20 protein-coding genes are annotated in these 16,946 nt (G+C 56.1%); 12 read left to right on the forward strand and 8 right to left on the reverse strand.

All coding sequences use genetic code 11. The annotated features are described in order from the left end of the window. The first annotated feature begins 50 nt into the window (after nucleotides 1-50). From KY49_RS18195 to KY49_RS18220, 6 genes are all read left to right on the forward strand, one after another. Nucleotides 51-956 carry a recombination directionality factor gene (locus tag KY49_RS18195; protein ID WP_042586024.1) on the forward strand — a complete coding sequence of 302 codons (906 nt, stop codon included), beginning with the start codon at nucleotides 51-53 and terminating at the stop codon, nucleotides 954-956. After that, nucleotides 953-2,038 carry a hypothetical protein gene (locus KY49_RS18200; RefSeq protein WP_042586025.1) on the forward strand — a complete coding sequence of 362 codons (1,086 nt, stop codon included), beginning with the start codon at nucleotides 953-955 and terminating at the stop codon, nucleotides 2,036-2,038. The genes KY49_RS18195 and KY49_RS18200 overlap by 4 nt, the downstream gene beginning before the upstream one ends. A gap of 67 nt (nucleotides 2,039-2,105) precedes the next feature. Then, entirely contained in the window at nucleotides 2,106-2,912 is an 807-nt protein-coding gene (locus KY49_RS18205; protein WP_042586026.1) for a DUF4942 domain-containing protein, read from the forward strand. Between the two features lie 106 nt (nucleotides 2,913-3,018). After that, nucleotides 3,019-3,462, forward strand: a complete 444-nt coding sequence (locus KY49_RS37470) for a hypothetical protein (protein WP_156162570.1) — start codon at nucleotides 3,019-3,021, stop codon at nucleotides 3,460-3,462. A 45-nt stretch (nucleotides 3,463-3,507) separates the two neighbouring features. Then, on the forward strand, nucleotides 3,508-3,807 hold the full coding sequence (locus KY49_RS18215) for a hypothetical protein (protein ID WP_042586851.1): 300 nt from the start codon (nucleotides 3,508-3,510) through the stop codon (nucleotides 3,805-3,807). 1 nt (nucleotide 3,808) lies between these two features. Continuing rightward, nucleotides 3,809-4,459: a hypothetical protein gene (locus KY49_RS18220; protein ID WP_042586027.1), complete on the forward strand. Its 651-nt coding sequence runs from the start codon at nucleotides 3,809-3,811 to the stop codon at nucleotides 4,457-4,459. A gap of 194 nt (nucleotides 4,460-4,653) precedes the next feature. Here the strand turns inward: KY49_RS18220 and KY49_RS37475 are convergent, their stop codons facing one another. Next, the gene (locus KY49_RS37475; RefSeq protein ID WP_156162571.1) at nucleotides 4,654-5,142 is read right to left on the reverse strand and encodes a hypothetical protein; all 489 of its coding nucleotides are present in this window, start codon (nucleotides 5,140-5,142) and stop codon (nucleotides 4,654-4,656) included. 496 nt (nucleotides 5,143-5,638) lie between these two features. On the opposite strand from KY49_RS37475, the gene KY49_RS37480 reads away from it, so the two are divergent. Next, nucleotides 5,639-6,484, forward strand: a complete 846-nt coding sequence (locus KY49_RS37480; RefSeq protein WP_156162572.1) for a hypothetical protein — start codon at nucleotides 5,639-5,641, stop codon at nucleotides 6,482-6,484. Nucleotides 6,485-6,651: 167 nt separating this feature from the next. On the opposite strand, the gene KY49_RS18230 is transcribed toward KY49_RS37480, so the two are convergent. Continuing rightward, nucleotides 6,652-6,993, reverse strand: a complete 342-nt coding sequence (locus KY49_RS18230; RefSeq protein WP_042586029.1) for a helix-turn-helix domain-containing protein — start codon at nucleotides 6,991-6,993, stop codon at nucleotides 6,652-6,654. Nucleotides 6,994-7,338: 345 nt separating this feature from the next. Here KY49_RS18230 and KY49_RS18235 point away from each other — a divergent pair, with 345 nt between their 5' ends. From KY49_RS18235 to KY49_RS18245, 3 genes are all read left to right on the forward strand, one after another. Continuing rightward, the gene (locus tag KY49_RS18235; RefSeq protein ID WP_156162573.1) at nucleotides 7,339-7,713 is read left to right on the forward strand and encodes a hypothetical protein; all 375 of its coding nucleotides are present in this window, start codon (nucleotides 7,339-7,341) and stop codon (nucleotides 7,711-7,713) included. A gap of 42 nt (nucleotides 7,714-7,755) precedes the next feature. Beyond that, nucleotides 7,756-8,115 carry a hypothetical protein gene (locus tag KY49_RS18240; RefSeq protein WP_042586031.1) on the forward strand — a complete coding sequence of 120 codons (360 nt, stop codon included), beginning with the start codon at nucleotides 7,756-7,758 and terminating at the stop codon, nucleotides 8,113-8,115. A gap of 345 nt (nucleotides 8,116-8,460) precedes the next feature. Next, on the forward strand, nucleotides 8,461-8,781 hold the full coding sequence (locus KY49_RS18245; RefSeq protein ID WP_071766772.1) for a hypothetical protein: 321 nt from the start codon (nucleotides 8,461-8,463) through the stop codon (nucleotides 8,779-8,781). Between the two features lie 199 nt (nucleotides 8,782-8,980). Here the strand turns inward: KY49_RS18245 and KY49_RS34815 are convergent, their stop codons facing one another. Genes KY49_RS34815 through KY49_RS37490 form a run of 4 tightly spaced genes read right to left on the reverse strand, consistent with a single transcriptional unit; the run spans nucleotide 8,981 to nucleotide 12,125 of the window. Then, nucleotides 8,981-10,888: an ATP-binding protein gene (locus tag KY49_RS34815; RefSeq protein WP_042586033.1), complete on the reverse strand. Its 1,908-nt coding sequence runs from the start codon at nucleotides 10,886-10,888 to the stop codon at nucleotides 8,981-8,983. Continuing rightward, on the reverse strand, nucleotides 10,875-11,375 hold the full coding sequence (locus KY49_RS37485) for an ABC-three component system middle component 5 (protein ID WP_042586034.1): 501 nt from the start codon (nucleotides 11,373-11,375) through the stop codon (nucleotides 10,875-10,877). The genes KY49_RS34815 and KY49_RS37485 overlap by 14 nt, the downstream gene beginning before the upstream one ends. Continuing rightward, a complete protein-coding gene (locus KY49_RS18260) occupies nucleotides 11,369-11,929 on the reverse strand; it encodes an ABC-three component system protein (RefSeq protein ID WP_042586035.1) in 561 nt (186 codons plus the stop codon). The genes KY49_RS37485 and KY49_RS18260 overlap by 7 nt, the downstream gene beginning before the upstream one ends. Before the next feature lie 4 nt (nucleotides 11,930-11,933). Next, nucleotides 11,934-12,125, reverse strand: a complete 192-nt coding sequence (locus tag KY49_RS37490; protein ID WP_156162574.1) for a hypothetical protein — start codon at nucleotides 12,123-12,125, stop codon at nucleotides 11,934-11,936. A gap of 442 nt (nucleotides 12,126-12,567) precedes the next feature. On the opposite strand from KY49_RS37490, the gene KY49_RS18270 reads away from it, so the two are divergent. Further along, on the forward strand, nucleotides 12,568-12,894 hold the full coding sequence (locus KY49_RS18270) for an H-NS histone family protein (RefSeq protein WP_042586036.1): 327 nt from the start codon (nucleotides 12,568-12,570) through the stop codon (nucleotides 12,892-12,894). 4 nt (nucleotides 12,895-12,898) lie between these two features. On the opposite strand, the gene KY49_RS18275 is transcribed toward KY49_RS18270, so the two are convergent. After that, nucleotides 12,899-13,627 (reverse strand): hypothetical protein, encoded by a 729-nt coding sequence (locus tag KY49_RS18275; RefSeq protein ID WP_042586037.1) that lies wholly within the window; start codon nucleotides 13,625-13,627, stop codon nucleotides 12,899-12,901. Between the two features lie 624 nt (nucleotides 13,628-14,251). Between KY49_RS18275 and KY49_RS18280 the strand changes: the two genes are divergently transcribed. After that, nucleotides 14,252-15,133: a hypothetical protein gene (locus KY49_RS18280; RefSeq protein WP_042586038.1), complete on the forward strand. Its 882-nt coding sequence runs from the start codon at nucleotides 14,252-14,254 to the stop codon at nucleotides 15,131-15,133. Nucleotides 15,134-15,421: 288 nt separating this feature from the next. Here the strand turns inward: KY49_RS18280 and KY49_RS18290 are convergent, their stop codons facing one another. Then, nucleotides 15,422-16,606, reverse strand: a complete 1,185-nt coding sequence (locus KY49_RS18290) for an inovirus-type Gp2 protein (RefSeq protein ID WP_042586040.1) — start codon at nucleotides 16,604-16,606, stop codon at nucleotides 15,422-15,424. Nucleotides 16,607-16,946 lie beyond the last annotated feature (340 nt).

The following is a 16,946-nucleotide window of genomic DNA, read 5'->3' on the forward strand; positions in this document are numbered from 1 at the left end:
GCGGTTCGGTGCTCGTCGTTCCCCTTCCACTTTCTATTCATAGGACCATCATGCTCAAAGGTCTTGCCATCACTCCACCTGTTGTCGGGCGCATCTCCATCGGGCGTATCGTCGAGAAGAACGGCAAACGCATCCCGGAAAAAGACGACCAGTTCACCCTCACTACCCAGGTACAGCAGCGTGGCGAGTGGATGCTGCACCCACTGAACGAAACGCTGCGCAAAGCGACAGCCGGCAAGCTGCGAACTATTCCCGTTCGCGTGCTGTTCAACGATCCGGACCTCAACCTGCGGGCCGAGTACTCGCTGTTCGATCGCGACACCGGTCGGCCCGTCTGTATTGGCAATGGTGAAACATGTCGGCGTGTGACCGATACCGGCATCGAAGCCATGCCCTGCCCGTCGCCGGATGGTTGTACGTTCGGCCGCCAAGGCAATTGCAAGCCCTACGGGCGATTGAACGCAATTGTCGGTGACGACGACGAGATGGGTTCGTTCATCTTCCGCACCACGTCGTACAACAGTATCCGGACGCTCGCCGCGCGCCTTCACTACTTCCGCGCGGTGTCCGGCAACCTGCTGGCCTGTCTGCCGCTGGAATTGAAGTTGTGCGGCAAGTCGACCACGCAGAGCTATCGGTCGGCCATCTATTACGTCGACCTGGGCGTCCGTGCGGGAAGCAAGCTCGAACAAGCGTTGATCGAGGCGAAGGAACTGGATAAGCGCCGCCGGGAAGCCGGATTCGATCAAGCCGCGCTCGATGCCGCCGCTCGGCTCGGCTTCGCCAACGGTGCATTCGAGGATAGTCCGGATGAGCGCGCCGCTGTCGTCGAAGAGTTTTATCCGCAGGATGCGCCGCAATCGGACACTGGCGAGGGTGATCCTACCGATACACCTGCCACGCTTCGCCAGAAGCTCGAACGCAAAGCCGTCCTGCTCGGCGGCAAAGCAGCATGAGCATCCGTCACTGGACGTTCGCACTGGCAACGCTGGCGACGACCACCGCACTCAACCTGTCCGTTCTGGCGGGCTGGCAGCGCGGCGGCACGTTGCCGGAACGGTTCATCTGGATCGCGATCGGCGTGGTGCTCGTCACGAGCGCGCACCTGTTACCCGCCCTGATCCGCGAGATGCCAATCGCCATTCGCAGCGTGGGTAGCGTTTTATGGGGGGCGTGTCTGCTGACAGCGTGTTACGGCCACGCAGTCTTCTTCGCGTTCGCCCAACAGCATGCCGGGGAACAACGGGCGTCGACGGTACAGGCGGTTGCGGTTCCGTCATCCGCTCGCAGTCTTACAACCGTCATGACCGAACGCGCGGTCGTCACGGCGCAATTGGCCTCCGCCAACGCCCGTTACTGCCTCGGGAACTGCGTCACGCTGGAGTCCCGTCGGGCGACGCTCGCGGCCAGGCTCGATGCGCTGAACGCCGAAGCCGATGACGTGCGGCGCCAGCAGGCCGCGACGGATCGAGTCACGGCACGGCAGGACGCGTTACTCGTCGATCCCGTCACGTCGCGACTCGCCGCGTTACTCCGCACCACGACCGCTCGGGTCGATCTGCTGACGGGCCTCGCATTCGCCGCCGTCCTGGAGGGGGTCGCCTGCCTGTTGTGGAGCATAGCCCTTCGATCACCGTTACCCAAGCCGTTACCGGTCGTGACGGGCGATGTGTCGCCAGCAGTCATGGTGACGCGTGCCGTGACTGAGCCAGTCGTCGCGGCAGTCGCGGATGTGGCCGGCATGACTGAACCGGTAGTCACGCCAGTCACGGCGAGTCACGGCGACGAGACCGTTAGTCGCAATCCCGTGACGCCGAGTCACGACCGTACGACAGACGGTCACGCGCCGCGCGACGACCCGATCGCGCCGGTACCGACCGTTACTCCCATTGACGACCACCTGTCGCAACTGGTTCGGGATGTGGCGGCCGGTCTCGTCCGTCCCACCGTCGCCGACATCCGACGTCATTTGGGCTGCTCCCAGGCTCGTGCAGCCGAGCTACGTCGTCAGCTCATCAATCACGGCGTGACGGCATAAACAGCCGGGCCTCGCGCCCGGCTGTTTGTCTGTTCGTCTCCATCCACCTTCATTTCCACCATGCCACATGGATACCACCGAACTCGTACCCAGCATCAGCATTGTGAACCTCGCCAATCAGCGCGTCGCCGTCGTCGAACGCGTGCGCGCCGCGCTCGATCTGCTCGGCGAAGCCCAGGCGCTCGCCAAGGCGGCGCATCTCGGGTTCCCCCGGCTCGTACTCGATGAAAGCTACGGCTGTCGGGGCCGGCCGACCATTACCGGCGAGTATGCCAAGCGCGACGAAGCCGAAGCCGCGATGGTCCGCATCGTCGACATACGCGGCTGGGACTACTTGCTGTCGGAATCGGGCCTGCGTACCTTCATGGACGCCAACGCCCGTGAACAGTGGAGTAGCCAGATTGCCGAAGGCGACGTGCCCGAACTGACGGCTGCCAACATCGAAGCGACCTTCGCGCAACTGTACGGCGCACGCAGCGACATGTTCGAACGCGGCGTGCTCCAGTGCTTCAAGCGGCTGTCATGGGATTACAAAACGAATCTGCCTTTCAAGTTCGGCAAGCGGATCATCGTGCGATACCTGCTCAGTTCCGGCTCCCCGAATTTCCGTGTCACCAATGAGCTAGACGATCTGATCCGCGTGTTCTGCATTCTCGACGGCAAGCCCGAGCCGGATCATCGTAACGGTGCGTACTCCCTCGTCTCTGACACCCGGCAAACCCGCCGCAGCGAAGCCGAGCATGACTACTTTCACCTGCGCTGGTTCAAGAATGGTAACGGTCATTTGAGCTTCAAGCGTCCCGATCTTGTCGACCAGATGAACAAGATCTTGGCGAAGCACTATCCGAACGCGCTCGCGTCAGAGGCGCGGTAATTCCCATCATCGTCGGGCGCGTCCTGCGTCTGGCATTCCCCTGATTTCGAGATCTTGCATCCGCTTCTGTCGGAGGCTCGCGCTCGCTCGCCTGGAGATCCCTGTCATGCCCCCCGTTATTGCCATGCTCAAGCGGCGAGTAGCTGTACGCGTTCGCGCCGCCGCAAAGCCGTTCCCAGCTGTCCGCTACGCCAACAGATTGATCCGGGACGCACCTGGTCGGTTCGATGCCGTCGAGATTCACGGCGTCCGGCAGTTTCCCGACACCGCCAATCCGGCAAGGACGTGCTGCGAAGTGGAGGACGACAATCCGTCGTTCTTCAGCGTCTACCTGCATTTCGTCGCCGGTGGCGTCATCTGCTGCGCCGATCTGCCAACGCATCGGCGCGCGCTGCGCTATGCGTGTGCCATCGCCCGCCGCTACGGCTGGCCGGTCTATGACTGCTGCCCGACAACGCAAACGCGCCCACGTAACAAGCAGGCCGAACGCGGCGACGCGCAACAAGGCGGTGATTCCCGCCGATTCTCTTCCACTCTCGCGAGCGCGTAATCGGTGCCGCCGGACGCCTTTGCTCACCTTTTCTCCGAGCCCATCATGAATTTACCCTCGACCCATCACGTCGGCCCGCGCTTCAAGCTCGGCCGGATCTTCGCAACACCCGCTGCCTTGGAAGTCATGGCAGACGCGCGCATCTCGATCATCGACCTGCTGATCCGTCACGTCCGGGGCGATTGGGGCGACCTGTCCGAAACCGATCGCCAGCAGAACGAGCTGTCGATCGACGTCGGCCTGCGCCTGCTGTCCTGCTACGTTCTTCCCGGCGGGCAAACCGTCTGGGTCATCACCGAGTGGGACCGCTCCTCGACCACGTTCCTGTTACCGGGCGATTACTGACATGCTGATCCAGAAATTTCATTCCGGCATCCTGCTCGGCCAGCAGCCCGCACTTGCAAAATCGCGCCACCCTTTCTTCAGCCGTCAGGGACACTGGGACGGTGCCGGTACGCTTCACTGCGTGGCGATGGCGCTCGCGCTGCTCGGCAAGCTGACCGATCCGGTCTATCTGCCGTATCACGGTAACGGTCCCGAACAGATGCTGTGGGATGACGCCTGGCCGCATTACCTGACCGGGCTGACGCTCGCGGAACTGGCGAGCTTCGTCGACGACCTGAATCTTGGGGTGCGTCCGGCGACCTGTACTGCAACCGGCATCGAATTGCTGCGCTTTGTCGAATGCGAGCTACAAGCCGGGAGCCCTGTCATTCTCGGCTGGCGCCAGAGGCATCCCATGAATCGACATGCCGCGCTGGTCGTCGGGTTTGAGGGGCGTCAGAACGGGCTAGCCTTCGAACCACATGCGCTTTTGCTGCTCGATCCGGCAGGCGATGCGCCGGGGCTGGCAGCGTTCAATGCCCGTCTTGACATGCACGGCAGCAATCTGATCCGCTATCGGGCGCCGTCAGCTACACGGGCCGTCAGTCTCGTGGGAGCCTTATCCATCCGCGCCGGCAATCCTCCTGCTATCAGCGCGGTCGCTGACGCTTGATCTCAGGTGGCGTCGCCGCGTTCGCGCGGCGTTCATCGTTCAACGACGGCAAAACGCCTACCCTCCGGTGAATGCTGATCTGACAGACGGTCGAATTCCTGAAATCGACCCACAGGGGACGGAGGTACTTCTCAAGAGCAGACAGCGCTCAAAAGAGGAATGGCGACTGCCCGCGCGCTAAAGCTGTGGATGTCCTATAAGAGTTGCTGGGCGACTCGCTTGACCAGGCTGATGAGGAGGCAACTCGAAACAAGTCCCACCATACCTGCGAGAGCCGCCCACGGCCAAAAAACGGGAGGCTGCTCCCAATTACTCACCAAGGCGACGTGTGGATCTGATTTGAGAATTCGGACGTGAAAACTTTCGGCTCGAAGAGCGTCGATATTGTATCGGCCGTCCTTCGATGGAACGAAATGCTCGTAGCTTCGGCCCAAAAACGAATACGCGACAACGGGGCTGAGGTTGCCGTTTTGCCCCTGTTGGAATCGAATTACTCTGCCGTTCACGATCACCGACTCTCTTGAAAATGCTTGTGCTAGTCGGTAGCCATCGTGTGCACCAATGGCAAAAATTAATGTCACCGCAGTGGCGACAAACGCCGAGAAGCAATGCTGCGGAAGAGGCATTTGCCTAAACGGATCACTCTTGCTGTCAGCCCTTACCTGCTGTTTGTCTTGAGTCATCGATGGAGTGGGTCTTCGTCTCTCGAGCACAGTCAAACGTGATCATGGACTGGCAATTGTCTACGATCCGGGCGTCGCTGTCGACCGGTCCAACTTGTCCGACCTCTGTCCGATGTGGTCGACTCCGGTCGACCCAATTCGGCCTTGCGTGTTTGCGTCGGCATTGCGGCCGTCATAGAGCGTACAGCGGTCATCCCAATCCGAACACCACACCTGACGAGATATCGAGCCGCGAGCACGTTAGCGGCAATACAAGGCTACTGCGTGTCAGGACAGTTGATCGGCAGACCGGCATCGATTCTACAAGAGAGAATTGGCAGCACTATCGGAGGGGTGGGCAATACAAATGCCACGATTTCACGTAGAGTTCGTGAAGTACATGCAGATCGTTCGGCAAGCTGGTCATCGCGCATTATTCGAAGACTAACAAAAGCCCACAAGCTACAGCGATTACCGTTTACCGGGACCACTTCCCGCCGCTCACGCGGCCTTCAATATGACGAAAGACAAGGAAAAGAAGAAAATGACCATTTCCATCGCCTGGGTCAGAAAGGTAAATGACAGCGAGGAGCTTGTGTTCGCAAGCGATAGCAGGCTGTCGTTCGGATGTAGGTGGGACTGCAGCCCGAAAATTATGGCGTTACCGCGTGGCGATGCAGTCATGAGCTTTGCTGGAAATACAATGTACGCGTATCCCGTAATGATTCAAGCAGTATCGGCAGTGTCCCAGCACCAGAAGTTAATGAGCCGAGGCATGAATTTGGACGAGCTGAAAGGCCATTTATTGAGAATATTGAATAGCATGGTAAGCCTTGTTCACGACCTACCGAAAGGGGTTGCATCGGAGCCTGATGCAGATTTCCTGTTCGGCGGATGGTCTTGGAAAGCAAGTCAGTTCAAGATCTGGAAACTTCATTTTGATGCGACAAAAAAGAGATTCGATTTTAGGCCGAGCACACCCCACGCAGACTGGGGTGGGAAGGTGCTTGCGTTTGCGGGAGACTATCGCAGTGAGTTCATGGAAAGGCTTGCAAAGATCCAAATCGAGCGAAATATTCTGACGTCCGGGGGCTTCGATATGGAGCCGTTCGAGGTACTGAGGGACATGCTTCGCAATCGTTCGTTTGATGCGATCGGTGGCGCACCCCAGATAGTCAAAGTCTACAAATATTCAACCACACGACCATACGCAGTTTTTTGGCCGAACCGAGAAGCAAAGTCAGTAAATCTTCTAGGACGTCCGCTGCTCGATTATGAGCAATCTGATTACCTCGTTCTTGATCCCGACAACCTCACAACCATCAAGCACGTAGATGTTGATGAAGTTAATGAGATTTCTTGAAAGGATTGCAATAAACAATGGCCGGTAGTTGATTGCCGAGCTGACGTTCAAGTGTCTGCGCAACGGCGAAGGCAAACGACGCTTCGTGGCCGGCAAGCGACCTATGATCTGCGCATGACGCATCGAAATGCGATCCCGACAGAGCCCGGAAAGGCTCCCCGTCTCAATCACCGCAACCGCTGACGCTTGATCTCGGGCGGCGTCGCCGCGTTCGCACGACGCTCGCCGGTCGGCTTCAGCGATACGCCGTCCAGCGGCGCAAACAATTCGGCCAACGTCACGTTCAGCGAATAGCAGATGTTCGCCAGCGTCTCGATGGATGGATTGGCAATGCCGCGTTCGATCGATGAGATGTACGTCCGGTCGACGTGCGCCTCGAACGCGAGCGTTTCCTGAGATTTTTCGGCTGCATGACGGCACTCCTTGATCCGCTTGCCGAGCGCAATCGAGATCGGGGCTGGTCGTGCAGCAGGGGTAGTAGAGCGCCTGGTAGTCATGGCGTGCAGCATGCCCGCCCGTCGACTGATTAACGACGCTGCAAACTCTTCAATTATAGTCGTATATACTCTACAATCCAGCTCGGCCTAACGGTCCCCGATATGGAGAGCAGACCGGCCATACCCGACCACGGCTGGTCTTGTTGCGCCCTTTTTTGTCGAGTAAACACTACATTTCAGCTCACCAAGAAACTCGACAGACGATGTTGTGCCCGGTTCTGGCAAGGCACGATGGCCCTCGGATCGCCAGGACCTTTTGCTGACCGGTTCGCCGGTCGGCTTTTTTATTCGCAAGGCCCGGCAGCACGCACTGCTGGATTCACCCAAGCAAGCGTTACTTAAAAGGAACAGGCCAACATGAAGCACAAATTGAATATTCTCGCCATCGCCCTCGCTCTCTCGACTTCCAGCGCATACGCCGTCTCGACCTGCGACACCATGCCGACCAAGCAACAGCAGAACAACTGCTGGTCGAATGTGATCACCGACGAGTACCAGCAAGCTGACGAATACGTCATCGCAGTTGAAGAATCAAAGAAGGTTCCTGCCGTCGTGAAAGCGCAGGTGGAAGCCAAGCGCCAGGAGATCGCTCCGGCCGCCAATCATGACTGCCGGAAGGACAGCCTGGGCTATCCGGAAAACGCCTGCCTCATCAACCACATCCAGAGATTCAAGGAGTTCACGTACCAGAAAACGTCGAAGTATGGCGTTCGCGACAAGCGACTGGATTGAGACAGCGGGCTATCTGTCGTCACTTCTCACGAAAACAACATCATGCGTAAATTCCTCGTCGCTATCGCCACCGTCGCATTCACGATGTTCGCCACCCAAGCCCAAGCTCAGTTTCGCGCCAGCGATATCTGCAACATGAAGCGCAGCCAGTATGAACGAAACCAGTGCCTTGAATACGGATTGCGAGGCAGTATGTTGCGCGTGAAAGGCAACACCGAGCGCCTGCTGGCATCTAGCCGTGTCCCCGATTCGGAAAAGGAGAACATCTTAAAAGCCCACAAAAAGTGGGCTGCTGAGGTCAAGAGCGAATGTTCGGAAACCGAGTGCTTTTGGAACATGTCCAGCGACCGCAACAGCGAGATCGAGAAAATCATGGCCAAGTACAACATCGCACCGATGTAAGCCATAGCGCGATATAAACGAGGAGAACGGGCGTAACGCCTGCGCCCCTCATTTATGTCGCATTTTTTCAATACCAAGTGAATTTCATCATTTCTGCCAGTTTCTTCCCGAGCCGCACCCGGCACGCATGTCCCGACGGGATCTATCCGCGGGACAGTGTGCAGATCTAGGGAAAGACGTCGACGTGGAATTCACGCAGACACTGGACATGGTGCGGACGGGAAACGGATGGCAAGCCGGGCGGTGACCCGTCGGCGCCCGACCATGACGCATGCTGCCCGCCCTGCGGCGGCTGGCTTTCGCTGAAGATATTCAGAAACATCTACACCGACCATGCCTGACGCAATGGATTCACAACAAAGCGGCCCGCCTTCCGATAAACCGCTCCACGTCGCCACTGCAACGCTGCTCTTACTAGCGGGCGAAATCGCCTGCGCGAGCGAGACGCCATCATGGGGACGCGAACGCGCGCTCGAGCTGATCGACGCGTTGCTCGCGCTCGCCACGCAGCATGGTTTTGCACAGCCGGACGCGCTACGCACCAAGCTAATCACCCGCACCCTCACCGAGCGCACGCAGTTGCTGGCTGAGATCGCATTCAACGCGGTGCCCGCGTCAGCGTTGCTCGCCGCTGTTCGACAGTCGGGCTTCAATATGGCCCAATAGGCGGGGCTGAGCCCGATACATGAGAGCCTCGCACGATTCAACTTTAGGCATATAGACAGGGCGAGTCATATGACTCGCCCTGTCTCTGGCTTTATCGGTCGCCGTACTCTTTTTTTGATCGCCAAAATGGAAAATCACGGACTCTCACTTAAATCGCCATAATTTCACCCTTTAAACAACGCTCGCCTTCCTGCCATTTTTACAAAATAGCGAGTGAGCGACTGTTCTCCGAGAACTGTCTTGCGACGACGTACGCATCATTTTCAAGCGCGGGCGAAATCTGTGAAGTAGCAAAAATTACTTGATAATCGCACTCAAACCGATTGCATTCGTTGACTATTATTTCCTGAAGCCGGTATGACCGTTCTAGCTCCATCCCTCCATCCTCGATACCGTCAAGAATCAGAAATCGCGGGAATCGCATTTCGGGCATTCTCGTAGACGCGCTCAAGAGAGCCAAATGGAAGAGGTGTCGCAGCACGACTGTGGAGCTTTCCGAAAACTGTGTCGATCCCTCGACTGAAACGACGTTATCGGTGAAGCTAAACTGGATATTTTCGGCACGAGCGAACTCAGCTTGCCTGTTCAGGTCTTCGCGAAGTAAGCGTCCGAGAGTAGCCGCTACCTCGTGCTGCACCCGTTGCTTTCGCACTTCCTGTGTAAAGATCAGCGACTCAATTTTGGAATCGAGTTCGGACAGGCGGATGCCGATAGACTCTCGACGGACCTGTAGCTGCCGAATAGTTTCCGCAAGACGCTGGTTCTCATACAGCCCCTTGATTTCCTGTTCCAAGGCACCGATCCGTCTGGCTGCGAGCTCTATAGCGGACTCGAGGTCAGACGACCAAACTTGGGCCGATTCGGCATACCGTCTTTCGAGCGCCTTCAACTCCTGCCGAAGAGCCGGAACGAGACTATGCTCCCGCCGAAGCTCAGCTTCTCTCTCGGCAATCAGACCGACAGACTCGTTCAGTTGAATACGCAGCTCGTTCCGCATCCGTAGAACCTGGGCATCTGCCGCAGGAGCATTCAATTCACTCTTGCACAGGGCACACTCACTGCTTTCCTTCGCTGGAGTCTTCAACTCCGAGAGGCAACATGGGCAGAATGCAAACGCCAGCTTTCCGAAGTAGTTCCGGGTGGTACTCGACTCATCGAGATTTCGAAGGCGCAGTTCTAGCTCTTCAACAAATTTTCTGGAGTCGGCAACGTCCAACTCACCTCGTGAAATTCGGTCTTGTGCATCGCTCAGCGCTTTCTTGGCAGAATCCAATTGAGAGCGTAGATTTTCTTCACCCGTCGCCTTCTTCAAATCGGCTGTGACCGTACGCTCCGTACGGAGCTGTTTCAAATCCTCAACAGCTTTATCGCGCACCCTTTCCAGATTCGTTATTTCCTGCCCTAAGAATTCGAAGTTTGCGTTCTGCTCAGATTTCGCCAGGACAGTGAAGATACTCTTCAGTTCAGCGTCGAGCTGTTGACCTTCCTTTTCCAATCCACGCTTTTCCAACTGAGCAACATATAAACCATCATCATAGACACCGCTTAAATAAGCACCAATCGTCTCTCGATTGAGAGCACTATCAAATGCATCACTGCGGAAAATCGGGCTATGCAGCGATGGCTGATCGGCATATAGAACGCGCAATAGCTGATGCATTGTCAGATTTGATGCGCCATCGCCTTGCGCTTCCGGCAGATCCATTGCCAACAATAACGCCTGCGTGAAGCTCAGCTTCGACGCACTGCGTCTGAAACCGAAGAGCTCCCACGAGGTTGCAGGCGCGGCATTCGCCTCCTCGAAGGGTCCCCAATATATGTACATTGGATTCAGGGGCTTATCATTAACCGCCCTACGCAATGTTATCGCCCTACCATTAAGCGACACCTCTGCAATTGACCAATCACAAAGAAGCGCCTCCTGCTTCCACGGAACATATTCAGCACCTAGCGTATATGCAATGAAATCGAGAATGGTCGTCTTACCCGAACTATTATGCCCTCGAATAATGTTCACGCCATTATGAAAAGCCGCATCAAAGACAACTCGATTGTCTTTATAGATACAAAGGCGACGAAGTGCGATAATTGGCTTAAGCAACGTCATAGCGATGCTCCATCAGTCCTGTGCGATGCTTAAGCCCATCATTCCCGAGCAGCGGGATGGAAGCCAATTTTTTGACAATATACTCAACAACGATGCGATCCGTGTCGGAGGCCTTCATAAGCGATATCCGCAATTCTTCCGGAACAACGACATCTGTCCGTCGAACCAAACCCGTTTCATATTCATCAGACGCGACAAGGCGTGACGCAGCTAGCGTACGGAAGGCTGCGAGTTGAATATGCTCCATATCTCGGAAAGCTTGGTGCATGCTGACCGGACCGTGGTATTGATTTGAAACACCCTGAGCAATCTTTTTTGCCTCCCTATGCTCCCTCGGCAGTCTTACCCGTTGAATCTCCGCAGGGAAGCACAAAAAGAAATCAAGAATCCTCAGTTTTGCAACCTCAACAACCTTTACATACTCAGTTATGAGCATGGAGCGAAAGACGCAGTGATACGCATCGTAAGCTGGGTGGTAGACTAGCATTTATCCCACCTCACATGACAATTTCCGCCCAAAAAGAACAAGAGACCCAGAATATCTGCCGGCGTTAGCATAAGGTCATTATCACCCAACATATCCGCCGCCGGCTTGATAACTTTTTCGTTAATCAGTTCATCGACCTCAACTCTGGATCTCCCTTCCTCTATAGCCGGCGTGACGTTTAACAGGAATGCAGAGTAGAGCTGCCCCAGAATAAAAGTGAGAATATCCTGCGCGACCCCTGATGTCTGCCATTTCATGATGACTTTAGTGGCAGACTCCTTGAGAACCGATGCTGCACGAAGCAGATCTTGGCGATTTGCCGCCTTCAATTTATCCTCAAGCCCTCGGACATCGCCATCCGTGTCGACAGAGCAATAGTGTTGCAATTGCTCAGATATTTGTGCTGCGTAGGGTTGCTCCGCGTTAGCAGCGCGGAACTTCTCATAGAGTTTGGCCAACGGCGACTGAGCAACAAAGACGTTGTTCACCGTCTTTGTCTGGCTGCCTCCAACGATGTCGCCTCCGGCAGTGTTGCCTGACTGCGAGGTGAACATCGGCTTACTTCGCGTTCTTTTTTACGCTATTGCCAGCAATTATGTCGCCGCCAGCTCTGTTGTTCTTCTGCGAAACAACGCGAACAGACGATTTCGATGAGCGGCGAAGAGAAATCGTAAGCTTGACGACAAGACCGGCAGCGACTGCTGCGGCAATGACAACACCAACCCATTTCCCAATGGCCTGCCAGTCCATTTATACTCTCCCCGTAAGCCTTAATTTAGTCGTCAAAATTCGGTTCGGCTAGGATACGTTAGATAAGCCAAACTGGCTAGTAGGCTCGGACCGCCTTGGCTTCGCGAGCCGCCGTTCACAGTCGCGCAGATGCGATGGTGTATTCCGCCGCGCGCCGGCCCCGATCTCACGCACAACTATAATGGCTGCATGGGAACCATTCGCACGTCATTACAATCGTGGACTACCGCGTCGCCTACGAGCACAGCCTGACGAACGATCCGGGCGAATACATCGTTCGCGTCCCATCGCAGCTCGTTGAGGGAGTACCAGCCAATGTACGCCGCGCTCTTGCCAGAGGACATCACCGAACTGATCCTGAAGCGGTCCCCGCAGACCGGAAAGATTCGGCACTTGCGGATTCTTTGATATCGCCAACTCATCGGACATCCAATTCTACGAAATGACCGACACCAATATTCGTGAACTGCAACAGCAGCTCGGCCATCTCAATCTGCTCGTCGAAGAAGCCAAGCAGCGCGAAAAGCAAGCCATACTTGCCGAGATCACCGAACACGTGAAAGAGTATGGCATCACCGAGATCGAGCTACTACGCGCGGCGGGCTTCCTCAAAGCCAAACGACAGAAGGCTCCAGCGAAGTACTACGATCCGAACTCCGGAAACTCCTGGTCTGGCAAAGGCGCTCGACCGAAGTGGCTAGAAGGCAAGAACCTTGATGACTACCTGATTCGTGAGGCGCCGCAGCCGTGGTGGCCGGAACGCACCTGACCGGTCACCCGATCTTGACGATCGACATGTAGCCCTGCAATGCGAGCGGCGTCTGATTCTGCGAACCCAGCACTTTCGCGAAGCCCATCCAAAGCGGGCTGCTGCTGCCCCAACTCTGCACCCCGCTCATGCGTAAGGAACCGAGTACGCCGGAAATCGATGCGCCGCCTACCGGCGCGTCCGGATACTGCTGTACAGCGTATTGGTAGACGCCGGGATACGCGTAGGCCTGTCCGACTGCGAAAGCCATCTGCGCCGGCAACTGATACGTGTCCGTTGCCGGCGCGAGGATCTTGGCGCCACCAGTTACGAGGTAGACGCCAGACGGGACGGTGATCGTGCCGTCGGCATTGGCGGTGTACTGAAAGCCGTTGCTCGCGCCGACTCCGGCGCGAAAATCAAGCTGATACCAGTTCCCCATATCAGTGCCGCGGCCACCATTCGCTTGTGCGGAGTGGCCTAGCTCAATCGTCAGCACCGGCAGGATTCCGTGCGGCGCCGCTAAATTGGTAAGCTGATTGCCATCGACCGCAGGCAACCGGCCGTTCTCGTCGAGCACGACTACGTCGCCGGGAGCTGTGCCTGCCTGTGATTTTGGAATCGCGGCATCTGCAGTTTCCTGCGCGCTCGCCGCTTTGCTCGCGGCGGCCTGCACACCCGCGCGGAGATTGGCGATCGCGATCGCCAAGTTGTTGTTGAGAAGAGAAAGTGGTTGTTGCTGAGAACTCGACATGACACACCTTGAGGAAAACAGCTGAAGGACTATAGGATGTGTCGATCTGCGGCTCTTCAGCCGCCGGTCCTCCTATTCGTTCCCTTGGCTGTGCGAATTGCGGGTGCGGCCAAAATCGAACGATTACTTTACAACCATCAAAAATAGTCAATTCCGAATCTGGAACTGACCGCATTGTCAACGCGAGAGACGTCCCGACGTTTTCACGGGTGAAGAGGCGAAACCGTTCGCCTCTGTAGATATGGTTTGGAGATCCCGATGAAGAAAGCGCTTTTGTTCTCATTCGCCCTCGCGGCAACTGCCGGATTTTCGACCATTGCCCACGCGACTAACCGAGCATCACTGATAACCCGGTGGCGGCTAAAGTCTCCATGAACGAAGAGCACTCAAATTCCGTCGACTGCAGAGCAACATCACGCTCCTCTCCACACGTCGGTCCTCCCCAATCTCGCGTGGACATGCCTCGTAGTCAGCTTGATACAGACCGTCTTGCCGTCGCTAGAGTTGTCGAAGTATTTCCTTAAAGCTATCGACTGCGGCTCAGTACGTTGTTACACGGCGCGTAACGGTCCTGGCAATGTTCTAGCGTCTGCGGCGTATTCCCACTGCCATCCCAGGACGTTTATGTTGAAACTCCCTTCCAAGGAATATCTCGAATCGCTCAAGCTGATTGCCGGCCTCATACAAGCCGCAGTGATCGTTATCGGCGTGCTTATCTCGTTTCTATACTGCGCAGCTGAGACCATCACACCGTCCGGCCTATCTCTGGGTGACGTTTTTTCGATCGTGATCATCACGCTCGGGTTTGGGATCGTCATGACGCTCGGTTTGGCGTACGGCATGTTTGCGGCCGTGTTCCCACTGCAATGCTTACTCTGGCTGGTCGAGCATCGAAATCGTCAACCGACCCAGAGGATTGAAATCATTCCGAGCCTACAAGGGAAATGGACAGCGTTCATGTCCGCCTTGCTACTGGCCATATTTTTGCTGTTGATCTACGCAACCCATGGCAAGAACCTACCGGATTTCAGCGCCGCTCGCACCTTCGGTTTCTTTCCAATTCTCGGCTTCTTCCTGCTGTTCATTCTTTGCACAACTTGGCCTGCCGGCCGAACTCCGCCCCCTTTGCATCGCGCGTTCCTGGCAACTGTCATCACGGCTGCGGTCGCCATCGTCGTTCGTCCCGCGTTGCTCGACTTCACAATGACGGTCATCGGAATCCGCTCGGCACCGAGCGAGTTGATTGTGGTAAACAAAGTGGAACACACGCGCCTTGAAGAACTCGCCAAACAAAATAGTCTCGACATCCGCTTTTGTGCATTACCGGGTTCGGATTCTTGGGCGACCCGCGATGTTCGTGCTATTTGGCATAACATCGGTTCGACATCGTATATTCGTCTGCTCGATCGCGCGACGAATGGTCAGCGGAATCTCCGAGTCCCAATAGCTCAGGATCACCTCGACGTTATCGGGACCGAGAGTAAAGCATCGATCTGCCGAATCTAGCGAGGTGTTGTAGTGCTACCGATTGGCATGAGTTGCTGGCGCAGGCAGCACGACTGGCAACGGGCGAATGCGTAGGACTGGCAGTACCTCGTGCTGCCGACCGCCTCCAAGCCCTGCTCGCGGTTCTGCCCGAGAGAGACGAACTGCCGATTCTGGTCGATGTGAAAGCGCGCCTGGTCTGCCATTTAGATTGCGTGTCCGGAAAGCCCATAGCAGCGTCCCGGTGAGCACCGCGATCGATGCCCACCCGAAGTAGTTGCGAGACCATCGGACCCGTTATGGCTCGATTTAATCGCCCCGGGGCTCATCAAGCGACGACACGACCGAATCGGACTCGACATCGATCGGATCGCTAGTCGCGTTGTTCGCCTCGGCGTGAGCACGAGGACGCCCTGCCTTCCCCTTCGTCGGTATTTGGCCCATGTCGAACGTACGAATACGATCCGCGCTCTTGAGCATCAGGTACTGCTCGGACTTAGCCAAATACACGAGATTCTTGCGCAGTGCTGCTCGCTTCTCGTCGTCGCGCCGATCGATCTGGCCCACGCCGATACCGTGACCGCGCGTCTCATAGTCTTTCTTCTTCCGCCGATCGTTGCTGTTCCAGTAATCGCCCCGGCCTTCCGTGACCACATTGACCCAGTACTCACCGATCTGCTTGGCAATATGCTCGTCGTGGTTGTGCTCTGCCGAGTAGAACAGGATCACGTGCAGGTGCAGCCCCGACTTTTCGCCCTGTTCAATCGCCCACACGAAGTTCTTGATACCGGAAATCAGCTTGTTGAAACGCCTCGCTGCAAAGAAGCGATCACGATGCTGCTGGATCGTCTCCGGCATAACCTCGTCACGGAATTCCGGCTTGTAGCGCAACGTGAGGGAGAGCACCAGCCAACGAGATCTTCCTGTCTCGTCAGAGAACATCGCCTCCTCCAACGCCAGCACGTTCTGCTTGTTCTTCTCCGCATTCAACAACCTCAGGCGTTCACGCTCCGTGAACTCGCGTGATTGGCATCGCATGCGAATGTGCTCGATCAGCATGTTGAACAAGTCCATGAACCGCATGCCATCCGCACTCACGACTTCACTAGGCTCCTCGAACCAGAACGGGTACTCGCCGATAAAACCAAGCTCCTTGCAGACCGCGTAAAACACCTCGACGCGAGATGAGTACCGGTAAAGATCTGAATACCGTTCGAGCCAGTCATTCAATAGGCCGTAGTAGCGCCTGCCGAGGTACAGTTCGCGAATCTTCACCGCCCTGCGATGGCCAGTCGCCTCTTCGACAAAACCACCCTCCCGTCGCTTCTCGATATCGACGACGAACTTCTCGATCTTAAAGAGGTGTTGCGAAGTGTAGCCCTTATGGATAATCGTCGTTCTCTGGCCATCGATATCGGTTTGTTCAAGGCACGTACGTTCGTTGAGGTGAGCGATTACCTCCAGCGCTTCCCGGCCTTCATTGTTCTGATTCATGATTGCGTAATGATGTGTCGTCGCCAGTAGAGCGACGGTGATTGACGTTTGGTCTCTCGTTCTTCGATTTCTGAATTGCCTGCCAGCGATGCTCAGCCGTCAATGAACTTGAGACCTTCTTTTTTTGTCGTTGATTGATCGATTCACGAAGTCATCGACGATGTAGACCATCGTCTAAGTGACTGCTGCGATAAGCAGAGGAACTGTTCCTGTGTACTCGTAGAGAAGGGGATACTCCCATTCTTCCTATTTAGGCATTCATGTAGTTGATACTTCGCCTGCTTGATGCCTCAATTCATACTTCTCAATGATATTAAAATATCAATACATGGCATTCAAT

This window comes from Burkholderia sp. MSHR3999, from assembly GCF_000833595.1.
In the GTDB taxonomy this organism is placed as follows: domain Bacteria; phylum Pseudomonadota; class Gammaproteobacteria; order Burkholderiales; family Burkholderiaceae; genus Burkholderia; species Burkholderia ubonensis.